Source organism: Xanthomonas sp. LMC-A-07 (assembly GCF_030208825.1).
Lineage (GTDB): Bacteria > Pseudomonadota > Gammaproteobacteria > Xanthomonadales > Xanthomonadaceae > Xanthomonas > Xanthomonas campestris.
This window is the reverse complement of sequence record NZ_JARVTF010000020.1, coordinates 65,880-82,667: the sequence shown is the minus strand read 5'-3', so window position 1 is coordinate 82,667 and position 16,788 is coordinate 65,880. Positions and strand designations below refer to the sequence as shown.

12 protein-coding genes are annotated in these 16,788 nt (G+C 65.2%); 1 reads left to right on the top strand and 11 read right to left on the bottom strand.

What is annotated here, in order from left to right; all coding sequences use genetic code 11:
* Positions 1 to 30 precede the first annotated feature (30 nt).
* From QRM89_RS18920 to QRM89_RS18880, 9 genes are all read right to left on the bottom strand, one after another.
* Positions 31 to 1,965 carry a response regulator gene (locus tag QRM89_RS18920; RefSeq protein ID WP_285448702.1) on the bottom strand — a complete coding sequence of 645 codons (1,935 nt, stop codon included), beginning with the start codon at positions 1,963 to 1,965 and terminating at the stop codon, positions 31 to 33.
* Entirely contained in the window at positions 1,958 to 2,836 is an 879-nt protein-coding gene (locus QRM89_RS18915) for an ATP-binding protein (protein WP_285448701.1), read from the bottom strand. Before QRM89_RS18915 ends, QRM89_RS18920 begins: the two co-directional genes overlap by 8 nt.
* Positions 2,833 to 3,843, bottom strand: a complete 1,011-nt coding sequence (locus tag QRM89_RS18910; protein ID WP_285448700.1) for an ATP-binding protein — start codon at positions 3,841 to 3,843, stop codon at positions 2,833 to 2,835. Before QRM89_RS18910 ends, QRM89_RS18915 begins: the two co-directional genes overlap by 4 nt.
* Positions 3,834 to 4,235, bottom strand: a complete 402-nt coding sequence (locus QRM89_RS18905) for an anti-sigma regulatory factor (RefSeq protein WP_011036370.1) — start codon at positions 4,233 to 4,235, stop codon at positions 3,834 to 3,836. The genes QRM89_RS18910 and QRM89_RS18905 overlap by 10 nt, the downstream gene beginning before the upstream one ends.
* Positions 4,232 to 4,594: an STAS domain-containing protein gene (locus tag QRM89_RS18900; RefSeq protein WP_285448699.1), complete on the bottom strand. Its 363-nt coding sequence runs from the start codon at positions 4,592 to 4,594 to the stop codon at positions 4,232 to 4,234. Before QRM89_RS18900 ends, QRM89_RS18905 begins: the two co-directional genes overlap by 4 nt.
* A gap of 1 nt (position 4,595) precedes the next feature.
* Positions 4,596 to 5,438, bottom strand: a complete 843-nt coding sequence (locus QRM89_RS18895; RefSeq protein ID WP_119960014.1) for an STAS domain-containing protein — start codon at positions 5,436 to 5,438, stop codon at positions 4,596 to 4,598.
* Between the two features lie 581 nt (positions 5,439 to 6,019).
* The gene (locus tag QRM89_RS18890) at positions 6,020 to 8,344 is read right to left on the bottom strand and encodes a bacterial transcriptional activator domain-containing protein (protein ID WP_285448698.1); all 2,325 of its coding nucleotides are present in this window, start codon (positions 8,342 to 8,344) and stop codon (positions 6,020 to 6,022) included.
* A 22-nt stretch (positions 8,345 to 8,366) separates the two neighbouring features.
* Complete coding sequence (locus QRM89_RS18885) at positions 8,367 to 10,241, bottom strand: ATP-binding protein (RefSeq protein ID WP_285448697.1); 1,875 nt, start codon at positions 10,239 to 10,241, stop codon at positions 8,367 to 8,369.
* Between the two features lie 394 nt (positions 10,242 to 10,635).
* A complete protein-coding gene (locus QRM89_RS18880; protein WP_186829611.1) occupies positions 10,636 to 11,991 on the bottom strand; it encodes a helix-turn-helix transcriptional regulator in 1,356 nt (451 codons plus the stop codon).
* Between the two features lie 899 nt (positions 11,992 to 12,890).
* Here QRM89_RS18880 and QRM89_RS18875 point away from each other — a divergent pair.
* Complete coding sequence (locus QRM89_RS18875; protein ID WP_192884133.1) at positions 12,891 to 13,676, top strand: response regulator transcription factor; 786 nt, start codon at positions 12,891 to 12,893, stop codon at positions 13,674 to 13,676.
* Between the two features lie 475 nt (positions 13,677 to 14,151).
* Here the strand turns inward: QRM89_RS18875 and QRM89_RS18870 are convergent, their stop codons facing one another.
* Together QRM89_RS18870 and radA are read right to left on the bottom strand one after the other, a co-directional pair.
* Positions 14,152 to 14,538, bottom strand: coding sequence for a DUF805 domain-containing protein (locus tag QRM89_RS18870; RefSeq protein WP_115000798.1), 387 nt, complete (start codon positions 14,536 to 14,538; stop codon positions 14,152 to 14,154).
* A 329-nt stretch (positions 14,539 to 14,867) separates the two neighbouring features.
* On the bottom strand, positions 14,868 to 16,259 hold the full coding sequence (gene radA / locus QRM89_RS18865; RefSeq protein ID WP_161960520.1) for a DNA repair protein RadA: 1,392 nt from the start codon (positions 16,257 to 16,259) through the stop codon (positions 14,868 to 14,870).
* Positions 16,260 to 16,788: the final 529 nt, after the last annotated feature.

Sequence of the window (16,788 nt, the reverse complement as noted above, 5' to 3'; positions counted from 1 at the left end):
TGCATCAACACACGCAGCGCAGCGCTGCCGTCAGCCCAGCATGCGGCTGACGGTATTGAGGAGGTCGTTGAGGCTGAAGGGCTTGGGCAGCAACGCCATGCCCTCGGCGAGGAATTCCTGCCGGGTGGCCGCATTTTCGGCGTAGCCGGTGATGAACAGGATCGGCAACCCGGGGCGCAGATCACGCGCCACATCGGCCATGTCGCGCCCGTTCATGCCGGGCAGGCCGACGTCGGACACCACCATGTCGATGTGTGCATCGGCGCGCAGCTGCGCGAGCGCGCCATCGGCGTTTTCGGCCTCGATCACGTGGTACCCGGCATCGCTGAGCACCTCGCTCACCATCATGCGCACCACATCGGTGTCGTCCACCAGCAAGATGCGCTGCGAGCGCCCACGCGGCGCATTCGGCGGCGGCGGTGGCAATGCCTCGCCCACCGTCAGCCCGCGCGGCAACAACAAGGCCACCGTGGTGCCGCTACCCAGCGTGCTGGTGATGCGTGCGGTGCCGCCGGACTGGCGCGCAAACCCGTAGGTCATCGACAAGCCCAGCCCGGTGCCCTCGCCGATCGGTTTGGTGGTGAAGAACGGTTCGAACACCTGGCTCAAAATCGCCGGATCGATGCCGCTGCCGTCGTCGATCACGTTCACCGCGACATAGTCGCCGTCCTCCAGCTCCGGGTCGTTGTAGGCGATGTGCGGCGCGCTCTGGATGCGGATGGTGCCGTGGCCCTGCAGCGCATCGCGTGCGTTGATGACCAGGTTGAGCACCACGTTTTCCAGTTGATTGGCATCGGCGATTGCCACCAGTGGCGCCTCCGCCAGCTGCAGTTCCAGCGCGATGTTTTCGCCGATCGAACGGCGCAGCATGTCTTCCAGCGAGCGCACCCGCGCATTGACGTCGAACGGCTGCGCATCCAGCGACTGCTTGCGTGCAAACGCCAGCATGCGCTGGGTCAGCGCAGCAGCGCGGTGGGCCGAGCCGGTAGCGATTTCCGCCAGCCGTGGCACGCGCTCGATACGGTTGGACTCCACCGCCAGCTGGATCATGTCCAGGCCGGAAATGATGCTGGTGAGCAGGTTGTTGAAGTCGTGCGCGATGCCGCCGGTGAGCTTGCCCAGCGCTTCCATCTTTTGCGCCTGCAACAGCTGGATTTCGGTGCGCTGGCGCTCGGCAATCTGATGCGCCAGCTCGGAGGTGGCGGTATCCAGTTCCTGGCGTTGCTCGCGCTCGCGCAGGCGTTGCTCGGTGACGTCTTCGACAAACAGCAGGCCCAGGTCCGGTTCGCGGTACGGCGACACCCGCCACTCGGTCTCGCGCACCACGCCATCGCGCAGGATCGACAAGGTCCCGCTCCAGCGCTCGCGCCGGCCCAGTGCGGCGGTCAAGGCCTGCACGGTGGCGCACTGGTCCAGGCCGGGCACGTTGATCGCCTCGCACGGGGTGGCGCTGCCAATCAGCCGCTGAAACGCCGCATTGGCCTCCTGCGTATGCAGCTGCGCATCGACCACCGCGATCGGCGCGCCGATGTGCTCGAAGATTTCGCGAAAGCGCGCCTCGCTGAGCCGCAGCGCTTCTTCGGCATTGCGCGCGCGCAGCAGCGTGCGCAAGGTGGCGACCAGCACGTTGGGGTCGACCGGATGGATCAGGTAGGCATCGGCGCCAGCGTCCAGGCCGGTGATCATGTCACCGGTGGCAATCGAGGCCGCCGACACGTGCACCACCGGCAGCAGCGCGGTACGCGGCTCGGCGCGCAGCGTGCGCACGATGTCGAAGCCACTCATGTCCGGCAGGTTGACGTCCAGCACGACGGCGGCGAATGCTTCGGCGGCCAGGCGCACCAGCCCCTCGCCACCGGTGCCGGCTTCTTCGACCACGAACTGGTGGTGTTCGAGCACGCGCCGCACCGAATAGCGGGTCACCGCGTTGTCGTCCACCACCAGAATCCGATGACTGCTAGGCAAGACCATCCTCCTGCTGCGGCGCCAGCGTCACCGGCAATACCACAAAAAATTCCGAGCCCTGCCCGACCACGCTGTGGATGCCCACGGTGCCGCCCAGCAACTCGGCAAAGCGCTTGCAGATCGAAAGGCCCAGTCCGGTGCCGGTGAGGCGCTTCTGCAGTGGCGAATCCACCTGCACGAAATCCTCGAACAGTGCGTCGTGCAGTTCGGCCGGGATACCAATGCCGGTGTCCTGCACGCTGAAGCGCACGTGGGTGTCGCCCTGCAGTTGCGCGAACACGCGCACATGGCCTTGCGGGGTGAACTTGAGCGCGTTGGAAATGAAGTTGCGCAGGATCTGCGCCAGCTTCTTGTCGTCGGTGTAGAGCATCGGCAACACCGGCGGATCTTCGAAGATCAAGGTGGTGCGGTTGGCGTCGGTGAGCGGGCGGAACATGCCGCGCAAGGCCGCAAACAGATCCATCAGATCGAACCAGCCCGGCGAGATGGTGACCCGCCCGGCTTCGATCTTGGCCAGGTCCAGCAGGTCGTCCACCATTTCGCTGAGCTCGCGCGTGGACGCGCTGACAAAGCGCACCTGCTTGAGCTGCTCGGCGTTGAGCGGGCCGTCCATGCCGTCTTCCAGCAGCCGGGTGATACTCAGGATCGAGCCCAGCGGCGTGCGGAATTCGTGGCTCATGTAAGACAGAAACCGGCTCTTGAGCTCGGACACATCGCGCAATTGCTCAGCCTGCTGATCCAGCTCGGCATACAGCGCCAGCACGCCCTGATTGGTTTCGTCCAGTTCCTCGCGCAGCGCCTGATTCTGCTGGCGCAAGCTCTCCAGCTCGGCCATTGCGTCGATGGCGGGAACCTCATTTGAGTGACTCATGACATGCCTCCCAAGCGCATGACAAACACGCTGCAATCGTCGCGGCCGCGGTCGTGATCGCGCACCAGCAGTGCGGCGATGATGCGCGGATGGCGCGACAGCAGACCCGGATGATCGCGCAGATTCCAGCGTGATTGCAGCCCGTCGCTGTGCATCACCAGCAGCTTGCCGGTGGCCTGTGGAAAATCGAATGGCTGCGCCTTGCGGAACTGCACGCCCACGATGCCCGGATGCGATGGTATGCCGCGCACGCCATCGCCGTCGCAGAGCGCGGCCGCGATATTGCCCACCCCGGCAAAGCGGACCTGCCCGCTGCGGCTATCGAACTGCGCCACCGCCACCGCGCCGCCACGCGTGCCGGACATGGCGGCATGCAAGCGCGTGACCCGCTCGCCGGGCTCGCCGGTGGCTGCCGCGGCCGCGCGGGTGCCGGCGTCTGCCGCCTCCGCTGCACCGGCGCCGTGGCCCAGCCCGTCGATCACCGTTACCGTGGCACGCGCCTCGCGGATCTCCAGATGCCAGGCATCGCCGCACACGGTTTCGTTGTGGATCGGCACACGCAGCGCGCCGTACGCCAGGTCCTGGTCAGCGCCTTGCTGCGCAAACACGCGCGCCACCACGATGGCGCCCTTCGCGTCCGAATAGGCATCCAGCAGCTGCGCCTGGCGGTGGATCGCGCCCAGCCCGGTGCCCGGCGTGCCGGAGGTGGAATAGCCATCGCGCAGGCACTGCGCAAGCGCAAATCCCGGGCCGTTGTCGAGCGTGCACAACTCCACGCCAATGGCGGCGCGCCCGGCCACCGGCGACAGCTGCACGCAGCCGCCACGCCCATGCTTGAGCACATTGGTGGCCAACTCGGTGGCCACCAGCGCCACGCGCCCACAGCTGGCCTCATCCAGCGCCAATGCCTGCGCCAGGGCCACCGCTTCGCGGCGTGCCTGCCCGACCTGGCTTGCGTCGTCTAGACGAATCGACCGGGTCGGCGCACCTGCAAACGTCACTTCCATTTGGTGATGGTGATCCGCGTGCCCTTGCCGGGCGCGCTGTCCAGCACGAAATCGTCCACTAGCCGACGGCTGCCGGACAGGCCCAGGCCCAGGCCGCTGCCGGAGGTCCAGCCGTCGGTCAGCGCCAGGTCCAGATTGGGGATGCCCGGTCCTTCGTCGCGGAAGGTCAGCTGCACGCCCTTGCGGATGCCGCTCTCCACCAGCGCCCAGTCCATGTCGCCGCCGCCGCCGTAGATCACGGTATTGCGCGCCAGTTCGCTGGCCGCGGTGACCAGCTTGGTCTGGTCGACCAGGCGCAGGCCGCATTGCACCACCAGCTTGCGCACGGTCTGCCGCGCCATCACCACGTCCTGCTCGGTACGCACCGGTTGCGAGCCAGCCGGCGTGCTCATGGATCGAGCACGGGTTGCTGCAGCAGCCGCATGCCGCGTTCGACATTCAAGGCGGTGCGCACGGTGGGCAGGGTCAACCCCAGCTCAACCAGCGTGATCGCCACCGCCGGCTGCATGCCCACCACCACGGTCTTGGCATCCATGATCGCCGCCAGCCCGGAGATGGTGCTGATCATGCGGCCGATGAAGGAGTCGACGATGTCCAGCGCGGAGATGTCGATCAACACGCCGCGCGCGGAGGTGGCGCTGATCTTTTTCGACAGGTCTTCCTGCAGGGTCAGCGCCAGCTGGTCGTGCATGTCCACCTGGATGGTGACCAGCAACAGATCACCCATCCGCAGGATCGGGATGCGCTCCATGTCAGCCCGCCTTGCTCACGGTCACGCCGGTGCGCTTGAGCGCCAACGCCAACGCATCGGCCAGGTTGGCCTTGGTCACGATGCCCTGCAGGTCCAGGCCCAGATGCACGATGGTCTGCGCAATCTGTGGGCGCACGCCGCTGATGATCGCATCGGCGCCCATCAGGCGGATGGCGGTAACGGTCTTGAGCAGGTGCTGGGCAACCAGGGTGTCCACGGTGGGCACGCCGGTGATGTCGATGATGGCGATCTCCGAACCGGTATCGACAATGCGCTGCAGCAGCGATTCCATCACCACCTGGGTGCGCTGCGAATCCAGCGTGCCGATCATCGGCAGCGCCAGCACGCCTTCCCACAGCTTCACCACCGGGGTGGATAGTTCCAGCATCTCTTCCTGCTGGCGCGCAATGATGTCTTCGCGGGTTTTCTGGAACGCCTTGATGGTGTGCAGGCCCAGCGCGTCCATCAACTCGGACAGCGCCCACAGCTGATGGCCAAGTTCTTCCGGGATATCGGCATATTCGCGCTGCACCAGTTCAAACAACGCGCGCTTGAGCGAGAAGATGAAGTTGGCGGTTTCCTGCGAATCGAAACCACGGGTGGCGCGGTCACGCGAAAGGTTCTCCAGGAACCGGCGCACTTCGCTCCATTCGGCACTGTCCAGGCTGCTGCCGCCGTCCTTCAACGAAGCCGCCAGCAGACGCAGAAAGTCGGCGCCCTGCGCCTGTGCATCCTTGTGCGAAATGCGCGCATCGGCGGTCAGGCTGGAGCCCAGCCATGCCGACAACAAGCCGCCTTCCTGGCCACGAATCGCATCGATCGTGCGCTGCTGCAATGCCACCATGAGATCACCCGTCGAGTAGTAGTAAACGATGACGTGGCATGCGAGCTGGACTGCGCCCGAGTCGGCGCGGCGCCCCCACGCCGAAGCGCTGCAGATTAAAGCAATTCAGGTTTGCCAACCAGACACGAACCTGTAGCGGTCATTTGGACCGCTCCGGGTCAGTTTGACATTGCTCCAGAGCGCTGAACGTGCGCCGGGCCACGGCTGCGGGATTCGGGATTCGGGATTCGGGATTCGGGATTCGCAGGCTGTCGCTGCGTGGGTGTGGTGGCTACTGCGGCGTGTTGGTGATAGCGCAAACGCTGTCGATGCAGAAGAGCGTGGCATTAGCGCGAGAAATGTCGTACCAGTCGCTGCGAGATCACACGCAAGCGTTACGCCGCCATTTCGCGTGCGCGCCCAAGCCACGCGAACATTCCGCTGTTTCTGCAGATTCAATGACGCCCAGTTTGAGCGTCAAAAAAAAAAATTCCAGGGTCATCGCGCTTACCGGGCTAAAGACATCAGCGCCCGCATTGCGCTCCCCTACTAAAAAAACGGCGCGCCACGAGAACCGCAGCGCGCCGTAACCACTGGTGGTCTTACAGACCGTAGCGCTCGATCGCCTGCATATGCGGGGTGGTGTCCTGGTCGCAGGCTTCGGCAAGCCGCATCCAGCACATGCGGTGCGGCCAGCCGGCCGTCGCCATCACCAGCGCGCGGTGCAGTTCCAGCGGTGGCACTGCCTCCGGCAAAGCCACGGTGAACAGCACGCCCGGCAATCCGGACTGCGGGTCTTCCGCATCGAAGGCATCTGCATTGTCTGGATCGATCAGGCGATAGTCGTCGCGGCTATGCACCCACAGCGTCCACCCACGCGCTTCAATGTCCTTGCGCAAGGCGTCGATCGCCGGCTCGCCCGGATGCACGCCATCCACCAGCCAGCTGTTGCCGTAACCACCGGCCTGCAGCACATGCACCTGCGGATAGGTCGGCACGAAGCGCTCGCGTTCGGCCTCGTCTTCCGGCGGCGGATACACCAGCTCCGCGTCGAACACCACCCAGTCGCCCACGTGCTGGCGGCGCTGCGACGGCGCATTTTCAACGATGCGCGCGGTCACCGGCCCGGTGCGGCGCGCGTAATACTCGGCCACTTCGCCGTCTTCGATGCAGCGGATGATCACCCAACCCCAGGTCTCATCGACCACGCCACTGGTGCTGCTCAACTCCATGCCGATCGCTTGCGCAGAGGCACGCACTGCGTCCCAGTCCTGCGCCGCACTGGCGGCGGTCATGTGGTCCCAATACGCCGAGCGGGGTTCTTCCAGTAGCTCAGTCAGCTGCCGATAGACGTCGGCCGCCTCGGCAAAACGCCCGGTGTTGAGGTACATGCGCGCCAACAGCCCGCGCGCACCGTGCGAGCTCGGCGAGAGCGCCAGCAATGCGGTGCAGGCCTGCTCCAGCGCGGGCCAGTCGGCCAGCCGCTGTGCCAGCTGCGCCTCGCACCACAACGCCGCCACCGGCACCTGCGCACGATACAGCTGCGCCAGGCGGCGCACGCCGGCCTCATCGCCACGGCCGAGCAAGAGATTCATCAGCCGGAACGTGGGGCTGGTTTCGCGATCGGTGTGCCGCTGCACGAACTGCCACAGCAAGGCGATCGCGTCTTCATCGGCTGCGCATGCGCTCAAGGCCGATGCGGCGGTGTCCACCAGTTCGGCATCGTCGGGCCGCTCGGCCACTGCCTGCAGCAACCACTGCGCTTCCTGTTCCGGATTGCGCGCGGCTTCCTGGTCCTGCGCGGACAACCACCCCAGCAACTGGTCGGCGGGCGCCGGCGGCGGCGCGCTCACCGGCGCCGCATCGATGCGTGCGGCCAAGGTGTTCAGCAGCTCGGTGGCGCCACGGTCCAGCCGCAACTTGGGCACGTGCGCGCGGGCCAGTGCCAGGTGCCGGCGCGCGGTCCACACCGCGCCGCGCTGCAAGGCCATCCCGATCGCAAGCTCCGCTGCTTCGATCAAGATGCGGTGCGCACCCACCTGCGCATAGTGGTCCAGCATGGTCTGCACGCGGCTGCCCAGGTCCCAGCTGTTGCGCTCGGGCGCGCGCGACACCAGCACCGCCACCGCACGCAACCAGTGCAGGCGATAGCGCGGCGCCACATCGCGCCACGGCAGCAGGGCCTGCATGGCCTCTTCGTCGCGCCCCAACAAGGCCAGCGCGCGGGTTTTCTGCAACTGGCGCGGCTGGCTGCAGTTGGCCCACTCGGCGCCTTCGCGCGCAGCCTCGCGTTCGCGCTGCTCAACCAGTTCCAGCGCCTCGGCAGCGCGGCCCAGCGCCAGCAGGATCGAGATACGCATGTCCGGCACGCCGTCGTAGATCTCGCCGCCGTGCGCCAGGATGGTTCCCGACTGCTGCTCCAGATACGCCAGCGCCGCATCGCCGTGGCCATCATCCAACAAGGCGTCGGCCTTTTCGCAGCTCAGGCACTGGTAGCACGACCAGCTGGGGTCGATGCGCGCCAGGGTTTCTTCGCACACCTCGATGCGCTCTTCCACCCAGCCCGGGCCATCGATATTGGCGTAACACGCCGCCAGGTCCTGGGTGACACACACCGACTGCGGGCATTCCACCGCATCGGGGCGGTGCGCGCGTTCGAACAGCGACACCGCATCGCCCAACGCACGTTCGCCCTCGCACAGGTTGCCCACCCGGTTGCGCATTTCCCAATGTCCGACGAACACCTCCAGCCACGGGTTGGCCAAGGTCTTGCCCAGCGCGCGCGCCTCCGGCAACAGCGCCTCGGCGCGCTCGATCTGCAGATCGCAGATGTGATCGGTCAGGCGTGTCAGCAGCTGCGCATTTTGCGGCTGCCCGGCTTCGCCCAGATCGTCCTGCAGCTTTTCCACCCAGTTCCAGATTTCCATGACGCGTCCTTTGATCCGGCGCTCAGCGCGCCAGCAAGTGGGTGACAGCCGCGGCAAAATCGCCGAAGGCCCGATTCAACGCAGACACACCCGCCTCTGCTTCGGCCGCACCCGGCGTCTGCTGGGTGCGGCCCTGCGCGGCAACAATCACCTTGAGCGAACGCAGCAAACGTGCGGCGACCGCCGCCTGCGGGTTGCCCGCGCGGTGCGCGGCCAGCAGGGATTGCAAGGCAGGGTTGTCCAGATTCAGATACAGCCGCTGGGTCTGTTGCGACTCGATGCGCGCAGTGAACTGCCGCGCCAGGCGCAAGGCCGCGGTCGAGACGCGCTTGTCGTTCTCGTCCTGTTCCAGGCGCCGCTTGAGCTCCGCCTCACGGTCGGGCACCACCACCAACGGCAATTCCTCCGGGCTGAAACGCGCCGGCACCAACGCCTCGCCATCGCCCAGGTGCTGCTCCAGCCAGGCCAGCTCGTCGGCAGGCAGGCTATCCAGATTGAATAACTGCCGGTTGCCTTGTTCGGTGCCCAGTTCGACCAACCGCACGCCCTTGGCCTGCGCCCAGCGGCGCAGAAACGGCACCACCGCATAGCGGTTGCCATAGGCCACCGGCACGCCCATGGCGCGGAACAGCATTTCCTCGAAGCCGGCGTCGCTGTCCAGGATCACGTGCACCGCACCACGCGCCGGTAGTTGCTGCGCCGGCAGATCGCCTTGCGAGGTGGGCACGCGCACATGTTCCATCAACAATTCGAACAGGCGCTCGTCGCACAACGCCGCGCCCAGCAGCGCTTCGTTGTGGCGGAGCAGGATGCGGCGCCATGCCTCCGGCTGCTGACGCGCGACGTCGGCCAGACCTTGCACCAAGGCTTCGGAGAGTGCGTGTTGCACCGCGCTGTACACCGCATCGCGCTGCAAATCTTCGCGGCTGGCAGTGGGCGTCAAGCGGTTGGATTCGATTACCCCACCGATGAAGCCGGCCCACGGCGGCAGCAATTCGCGCGCGTTGTCATCGAGCAACATGCCACGCAAAAACACCGACAGATTGCGGTTATCGCTGGTGCCGTAGGTCGCCCCGTCCTGCACCCACAACAGACCGACGGCATCGCTGCCCTCGTCGCTACGCACCGGCATGCAGCACAACGGCTCGAAGTTGCGCTCGAAGCGCGCGGCAAACTCGCGCTGGCGGCGCCAGGCCTGCACCGGATGCAACGGCACTGCATCGACCATGCGCCACGGCGGCGGCTCCGGGTTGATCGGCTGCGCATCGTTGCCAATCTGGATCGGCTCGCGCAACAGCGCGCAGTACTGCGACAGGATCTCGCGCAGGCGGCCCTCCTGGGCTAACGGCAGGTAATCCGGATGCAGCTCCAGCACCACCTCGGTGCCGACCTGCGCACGTGCGGCAATCGGGCTCACCGTGTATTGCTCGGCATTGCTGGACACATAGCAATGGCCCAGCGTCGGCGTCTGATACGAGGTGGTGCGCACGGTGACCCGCCGTGCCAGGACGAATGCCGACAGGAAGCCCAGCCCGAACATGCCGATCAGGCCGCTGTCTTCATGCCCGCTCTGACGCAGGCCGCGGGTGTAGCCCACGCCCACGGTGGCCAGATAGTCGTGGATCTCCTGCTGGGTCAGCCCGGCGCCGGTATCGATGATGCGCACGATGCCCTGGGCGGGATCGCCATGCACTTCGATCAGCGATGCACCATCCCACTCCGGCTGCTCCAGGCGCCGGCGCAGGATCGAGTCGTGCGCGTTCTGCACCAGTTCGCGCAACGCGACCACCGGCGTCGAATACAAATGCTTGCTGAGTACGGACATGAGCCCGTTGAGATCGACGCCTGCGCGGCGGATCTGCGAGGCGTCCGTCGCCTCATTGATGGGATCTTGCATGATCGGTCGTCGTGTCCTTGGCGGCCGCGTCCATCCTCGGACACGCCTGCCTGGGTGGCAATGCGAGCCGGAAAGGATAGCCGCAAGCCACGGCCCGCGCACGTACGCGCCGCGCCGGCGGCACAGGCCGGCCTTCTCAGGCAACAGATCCCAGCGTTACATCCATCGTTACATAGGTGCCGGGCATTCCAGGCCCGGCAACACCACCTTGCAAAGCGCTGCAAAACGGCCAGATTTGCCGGTAAAAACCGCAAACCTCACGCCTGCTTCCTGCAAGCGCGCTGCGCATAAACGCCGGCTGAGCCAACGTCCGGCACAGCCCTGGCAGGACGCATCCCCGCCGCCCCTCTACCCGCTCACCGCTGCCCTGCATTGCTGCAGGGCAGCGTCCTGCTTAGCGTTGCAGGGTTTCCATCGGCGCTTCATTGAAATGCTGGCGATAGCCCTTGGCCAGCGCCGAGCGACTGCCCACACCCCAGCGGCTCGCCGCCTGCAGCACGCTGCCGCAACCGCCATCGGCCAACAGCTCATCGCGGATGCCCTGCATGCGATACCGGCGCAGCACCTGGGTCGGCGACAAGCCGGTCGCTGACTTGAAGGCCTGTTGCAGCGCGCGCCCGGTCACCCCGATCTGCGCGGCCACCTCATTGATCGACAGGTCCGATCGATGCGCATTGGTGATCATGTAGGCGTAGGCGCGCCGGTACTTGGCCGGCAGGCGGGCGGAAATGTCATCGCTGACATGCGCCGGTGTGCCGCTTTCCAGCAACCGTGGCGCCTGAACTTCGCTGCGCAGGCATTGCACCGCCCCCAGGGCGTAGCGGTTGTAGAGCAGCAAGGCCTGCTCGGCACGTCCCACGGCCTGGCTGATCTTGGCCTGGCAATACTCGAACTCCAGGTTCCAGCGCGGCGCGTGATGGCGCCCGGCACCGGCCAGCGCGCGTTCGGCCAGGTCCGCACGGCCAACCGCCAGTGCGGCCAACGCCAGCTCCACCTGCGCATCCTGACGCGCGCATGGCGGGCAACCGGTGGCCGCTGCGGGCAAGGCATCGATCTGCGCGTCGAAACCGAAGGTGTCTCCACCGGCAATGCGCAGCAGATTGCGCACGTGGCGCATGCGCTGCGCCAGCACCGGCATGCTCTCGGACAGATCGGCGATGCAGGCACGCAACTCGCTGGCCTCGAAAGTATGCGCGGCATCTTCCTGGCGCAGCGTGGCCTGCCAGAACACGTGGTCGCTCATGCGCTCGCCGCGCCGGATCCGCAGCTGGGCGATCAGGTCCAGACGCAACGCGCCGACCACACGCGTCCAGTCGGCCGCACCGGTCTCCAGCTCGGAAACGACCTCTTGCGCGCGTTCCAGCGTCTGCAGCGCCAGGGTGCTTTGGCCCAGGTGGAAGTGGGTCAGCGCCTTGCCGAGCAGGCTCTCGCCGCACAGCACCGCCGGGGTATCGCGGTCCATGGCAAGTTGCGCAAAGCAACTGAGCGCTGCACTCAGCCGGCGCTGGCTCAACATCAGCCACGCGGTGTTGCGGCACGACAGCAGGCGCAGCTGCCGCTGGTGCCCGCGCATCGCCTTGGACGCCTGCCGATAGGCATCCTCCGCCTCTTCCTGATACTCCAGAATCAACAAGGCATCGGCGCTGGCGCCCAGCAATGCGACTTCGTCGTCGCTGCCATCCGGAGCTGCCTGCCCCTCGCGACGTTGCTGGAGGTGCTGCAGACCCTGTGGCCAAGCACCAACAAGCATCCTGCTCGTATAGATCGGAAGACGGTCTGCGTAAGACAACGCAGAGATCGCTGCGAAGTAGGTCGAAAGGATCATGCCGGGCTCTCTGAAGGGGGGGAGCAAAAACAACAAAAGGCGCCGTTGTGGTGGGCGCAAACGATTGTATGCAGCGGATCCAATGGAATTTCTCACTTCGAAGCAGCTAGAAATTCAAAAATTCTCACTCTGTCTTGCAAACAGCGAAGTGGATTCCGCAGCCGCGTAGCGACGACGGCCAGACGATGCGCCGGCGTATCTTGACGGTGCATCGCAAGACGATGCGTGGGCGTACGGACGCTGTATTCGGCACGCAGATGCGCGAAGGCGCGCTAAACATCTGCGATCGCTCGCGCTCAATGTGAAATGGCCGTTAATCCAGTGCAATGCGGGCAGACGCTGTTTTCCGGCGATTCGCCGGTCCACCCGTAATTACAAGAGCATTTTGTTCAGCGGCGCGATGGTTAAGTTCCCGGAGATATTCTTTCTCGCGCAGGGAGTCGGCAAAATCTCTATACCTTGGTCTACACCTGCACGTTGGCTGGCGCCGCCCCAGCATGCCGTTTTTGTGGGCAGCAACCCGACCGAATTAAATGGCCCGAACATCCCCATGCCTCAGACGACGATTGCATAACTAGAGAGTAAGAGCTGTGTTGCGGCTAACTGACCACCCGCTAAAGCGGATGGCTCCGCTGATCGGAATTCGCGCTAGGCAACGAAACTTTTCGCCTCCGCAATGGTACATACCATTCGTCTGACGCTGGTCAGATCCCCCCGAAGCGGTCGAGTGATATGGCTATGTGCCTGGATACCTTTAGTAAGCCTGTTGTGCTCAGTTCCATGGTCTGGGCTGCGCCCGTACCGCCGGCGTGGACGCGCGAGTGATGGACGCCGCTGCGAATGACCGCCAAGGATCGGCATTCGTACTGACGCAGGACGCGCGGCTGGCATCACAGATCAACGCCAGCCTGGCGACTCTGGTCCCAGAGGTCACCATCTTCTCCGACGAACTCGAACTGCTGCGCTGCCTGCGCCACTCGCCGTGCGAGCTTCTGGTCTTCGATGCCCATTGCGTGGCATCGGACGACAGTTCCCTGCTCGCCTGGCAGCGCTGTCACAGCGGTCACCCCACCCCATTGATCGTGCTGGGCCGTTTCGAATGCCCCGACGACTTGCTGGCCTGGTATCGCGCCGGCGCTCACGAAGTGCTCAGCCTGCCAGTCAACTCGCACGAGCTGCATGTGCGCGCGTCGCTAGCCATCGCGCCCATGGAAACCACCTGCATCCAGGCACAGCAGATCAAGGTGGGCCCGTATCAGCTGCTCCGCGAGAAAAACACGGTGTACCTGCACGAAACCGCGATTGCCTTGACCGCGCGCGAGTTCTCCATTGCCTGGCTGCTGTTTTCGAACCCGGGCGTGTGCTTCCGACGCTGCCAGCTGGCCAAGGCGGTCTGGGGTAGCCATACCGAGTTCACCGACCGCACCATGGAACAGCACATCTACAAGCTGCGCAAGAAACTGCGGCTGTGCAACCACAGTGGTGCAGTGCGCATTCGCACCGTGTATTCGCATGGTTACAAGCTCGAACTGGCGCTGTCGGACGGCAACACGGCGGCACCTTCCAAGGGCATGACGTCCAATACGGTCAATCGCACCGCAGCTTGCTGAGCTGCGGCTGCCCTGCTTGGAGATAATGCAGCGGTACAGGCGTTGCTGACGTCTTGACGGAGCTCGCTAGAGTCTGAGTGTTTGGCTGCACCGGCGCGGCATCATGCGCACGGTCGATGGGCTTCGTTCGTGTTGCGACTGCTCATGAAGACTTGGCCTTCGCAATTAGCACAGAGCGTGCGGCGCTCGAGACAGCAATGTCAGTAATGCTAGGCCCTGCGCCGCATGGAGCAGCGCTTCGGCCGCCATCGTTGCGGCATCGCCGACACCGGAATATTGGCCATCCCTGCAGCGCGTTTGATGTCCAGCAACAAGGCAGCAGTCTCGCCAGATCCCCTGCCGGTCCTGATCAAGCTTGCGCCGCATGGCAACCCACGCTGCTGCCATTGCGTTACCGCACCGATGCAAACACCCATAAACGACAACGGCGCCAGGTTTCCCATGGCGCCGCTGTTTTTTTGCAGTTTAGAAAAACTTACTGCTTCGGGCTCTCGCCGTACTCGTTCGGGCCGGGCGTGCCCTCCAGGCACATAAACACCAACACGATGAAGCCGCCGAGGTAAGGCACCAGGCTGATCAGATAGAACCAGCCGGACTTGCCCTGGTCGTGGAAGCGACGCACGCTCACCGCAATGCTCGGCACCACCATCGCCAGCACCACGATCATCATGATCGCAAAGACCACCCAGGCCAGCGCGCCCGGGCCGTTATCGCCGCCGCCCACTGCCGCTGCGATGCCGAAAAGACCACCCAGCACCAGCAGGATGATGGCCTGCAGCAGCATGAACATCCAATATTCCTTGCGGCGCGAACGACCATTGAAGTCGGCGTAACGCTTGAGCGGCAGCAACATCCATTCCATCGTGAGTCTCCTGGTGACGAGCAATAATCGGTGTGTGTGATCCGGTGCACAGTGCAACGGGCCGCGCATGGTGCCATAGCCGCCGTCTGGTGAAAACGTTTTCTTTACGCTCTGGCGCGTATCACCGGCGCTGTCCGACGAGCGGTCGGGCCCGGCGCTACTGCTGACCCGCACGGCAACACGTACTCCCCCTACCGCACTCGGCGCTGCGGGGAGCTGCAGTTGCAGAACATGGAGGCGCAGCGCCTGCGCCGTCCGCAAGCAGCGAGCCCGGTAGAGGCGAGCAACCAGGCAGCGGCATAGCGACAACGTCGGAAGCGGCTGCGGGCTTACTCCGCCGCCGCTTCCAGGGCCTGGCTCAATCGCTCCACGGCAACGATCTCCATGCCCTTGATGCTGGACGTCTTCGGCGCATTGGCCTTGGGCACGATCGCGCGCTTGAAGCCGTGCGTCGCCGCCTCCTTCAGGCGGTCCTCGCCGTTGGGCACCGGGCGAATCTCTCCCGACAACCCCACCTCACCGAAGGCGATCGTCTTCTCGGCCAGGGGCCGGTCGCGCAACGACGACAACACCGCCAGCAGCACCGGCAAGTCGGCGGCGGTCTCCTGCACCCGGATACCGCCGACCACGTTGACGAACACGTCCTGGTCACCGACCACGATGCCGCCATGCCGGTGCAGCACCGCCAGCAACATCGCCAGGCGGTTCTGCTCCAGCCCCACGGCGACCCGCCGCGGATTGGACAACGGCGAGGCATCCACCAGCGCCTGCACCTCCACCATCAACGGGCGCGTGCCTTCGCGGGTGACCATCACACAACTGCCCGGCTGATGGGTGCTGCCGCCGGAAAGGAAAATCGCCGAGGGGTTGGAGACCTCCTTGAGGCCCTTCTCCCCCATCGCAAACACGCCCAGCTCGTTGACCGCACCGAAGCGGTTCTTGAACGCACGCAGCAAGCGGAAGCGGCTGCCGCTTTCGCCCTCGAAATACAGCACCGCATCGACCATGTGCTCGAGCACGCGGGGGCCGGCGATGCCGCCCTCCTTGGTGACATGCCCGACCAGGAACACCGCCGTGCCGGTTTCCTTGGCATAACGCACCAGCCGCGCGGCGCTCTCGCGCACCTGGCTGACCGAGCCGGGCGCCGCGGTCAACGACTCGGTCCACAGCGTCTGCACCGAGTCGGCCACGATCAATTTGGGCCGCGCCACGCTGGCGTGCTGCAGGATGTTCTCGATTCCGGTTTCGGCCAGCGCATTCAACCCTTCCAGTGGCAGATCCAGCCGCACCGCGCGCCCGGCCACCTGGGCCAGCGATTCTTCGCCGGTGACGTACAACACCGGCAGCGTGCTGGCCATGCTGGCTAGCGCCTGCAGCAACAACGTCGACTTGCCAATACCTGGGTCGCCGCCGATCAGCACCACCGCACCCTCGACCAGACCGCCGCCAAGCACACGATCGAACTCGCCGATGCCGGTGGACACCCGCGCCTGCTCGGACTGCTGCACATCCTTGAGCGCGGTGATCTTGGGCGCTTCGGTCTTGCCCGCCCAGCCGCTGCGTCGCGACGCCGCCGGCGAGGCCTTGCCAGCGGGCGTGGCGCTTTCCAGCACGATCTCGCTGAGCGTGTTCCAGACCCCGCACTCGGTGCACTGACCCTGCCACTTGGTGTACTCGGCGCCGCATTCGCCGCAGACATAGGCCGTCTTCGCCTTCGCCATCATCTTCTTGCCGTTGCTTCTGAATCCGAAGCATAGCTGCCGCGGGTCTCACCGCGCGCGACCTGAGCCGGAGACCGGCGTCAGCCAATCACCGTGTGATGTGTCAGCGGTTGCCGATCCAGCCGGAGGCATCGACCGTTGACGTGCGTCATTGATTACTCAGCCCCGATGCCGAGCGCACTGCGCGTCGCGCATTCGGGATTCGGGATTCGGGATTCGGGATTTGGGATTTGGGATTTGGGATTTGGGATTCGAGAATGCTGCTCCCAGCTCGCGACCAGAGCTACCCGCCTGCGGCATGCATGGAGTCGCTCAGGCGTCGATGCAGGAAACCCACGCAGATGGTTCCGGCACCCAGACATAAACCGGGAGGACGCCGTCACTCCGCGTAGCGAGATGTGGCGCCATGCCTCGCGCGAACAAAGGCCCTGACAGCAAAAAAAAGAGGCGCATCTAAACCACTACGACATCTGCAAACAGCGCACCTAATGAGCGGCAAGGTGAACGAGCGACGCCCACGCACCAACTG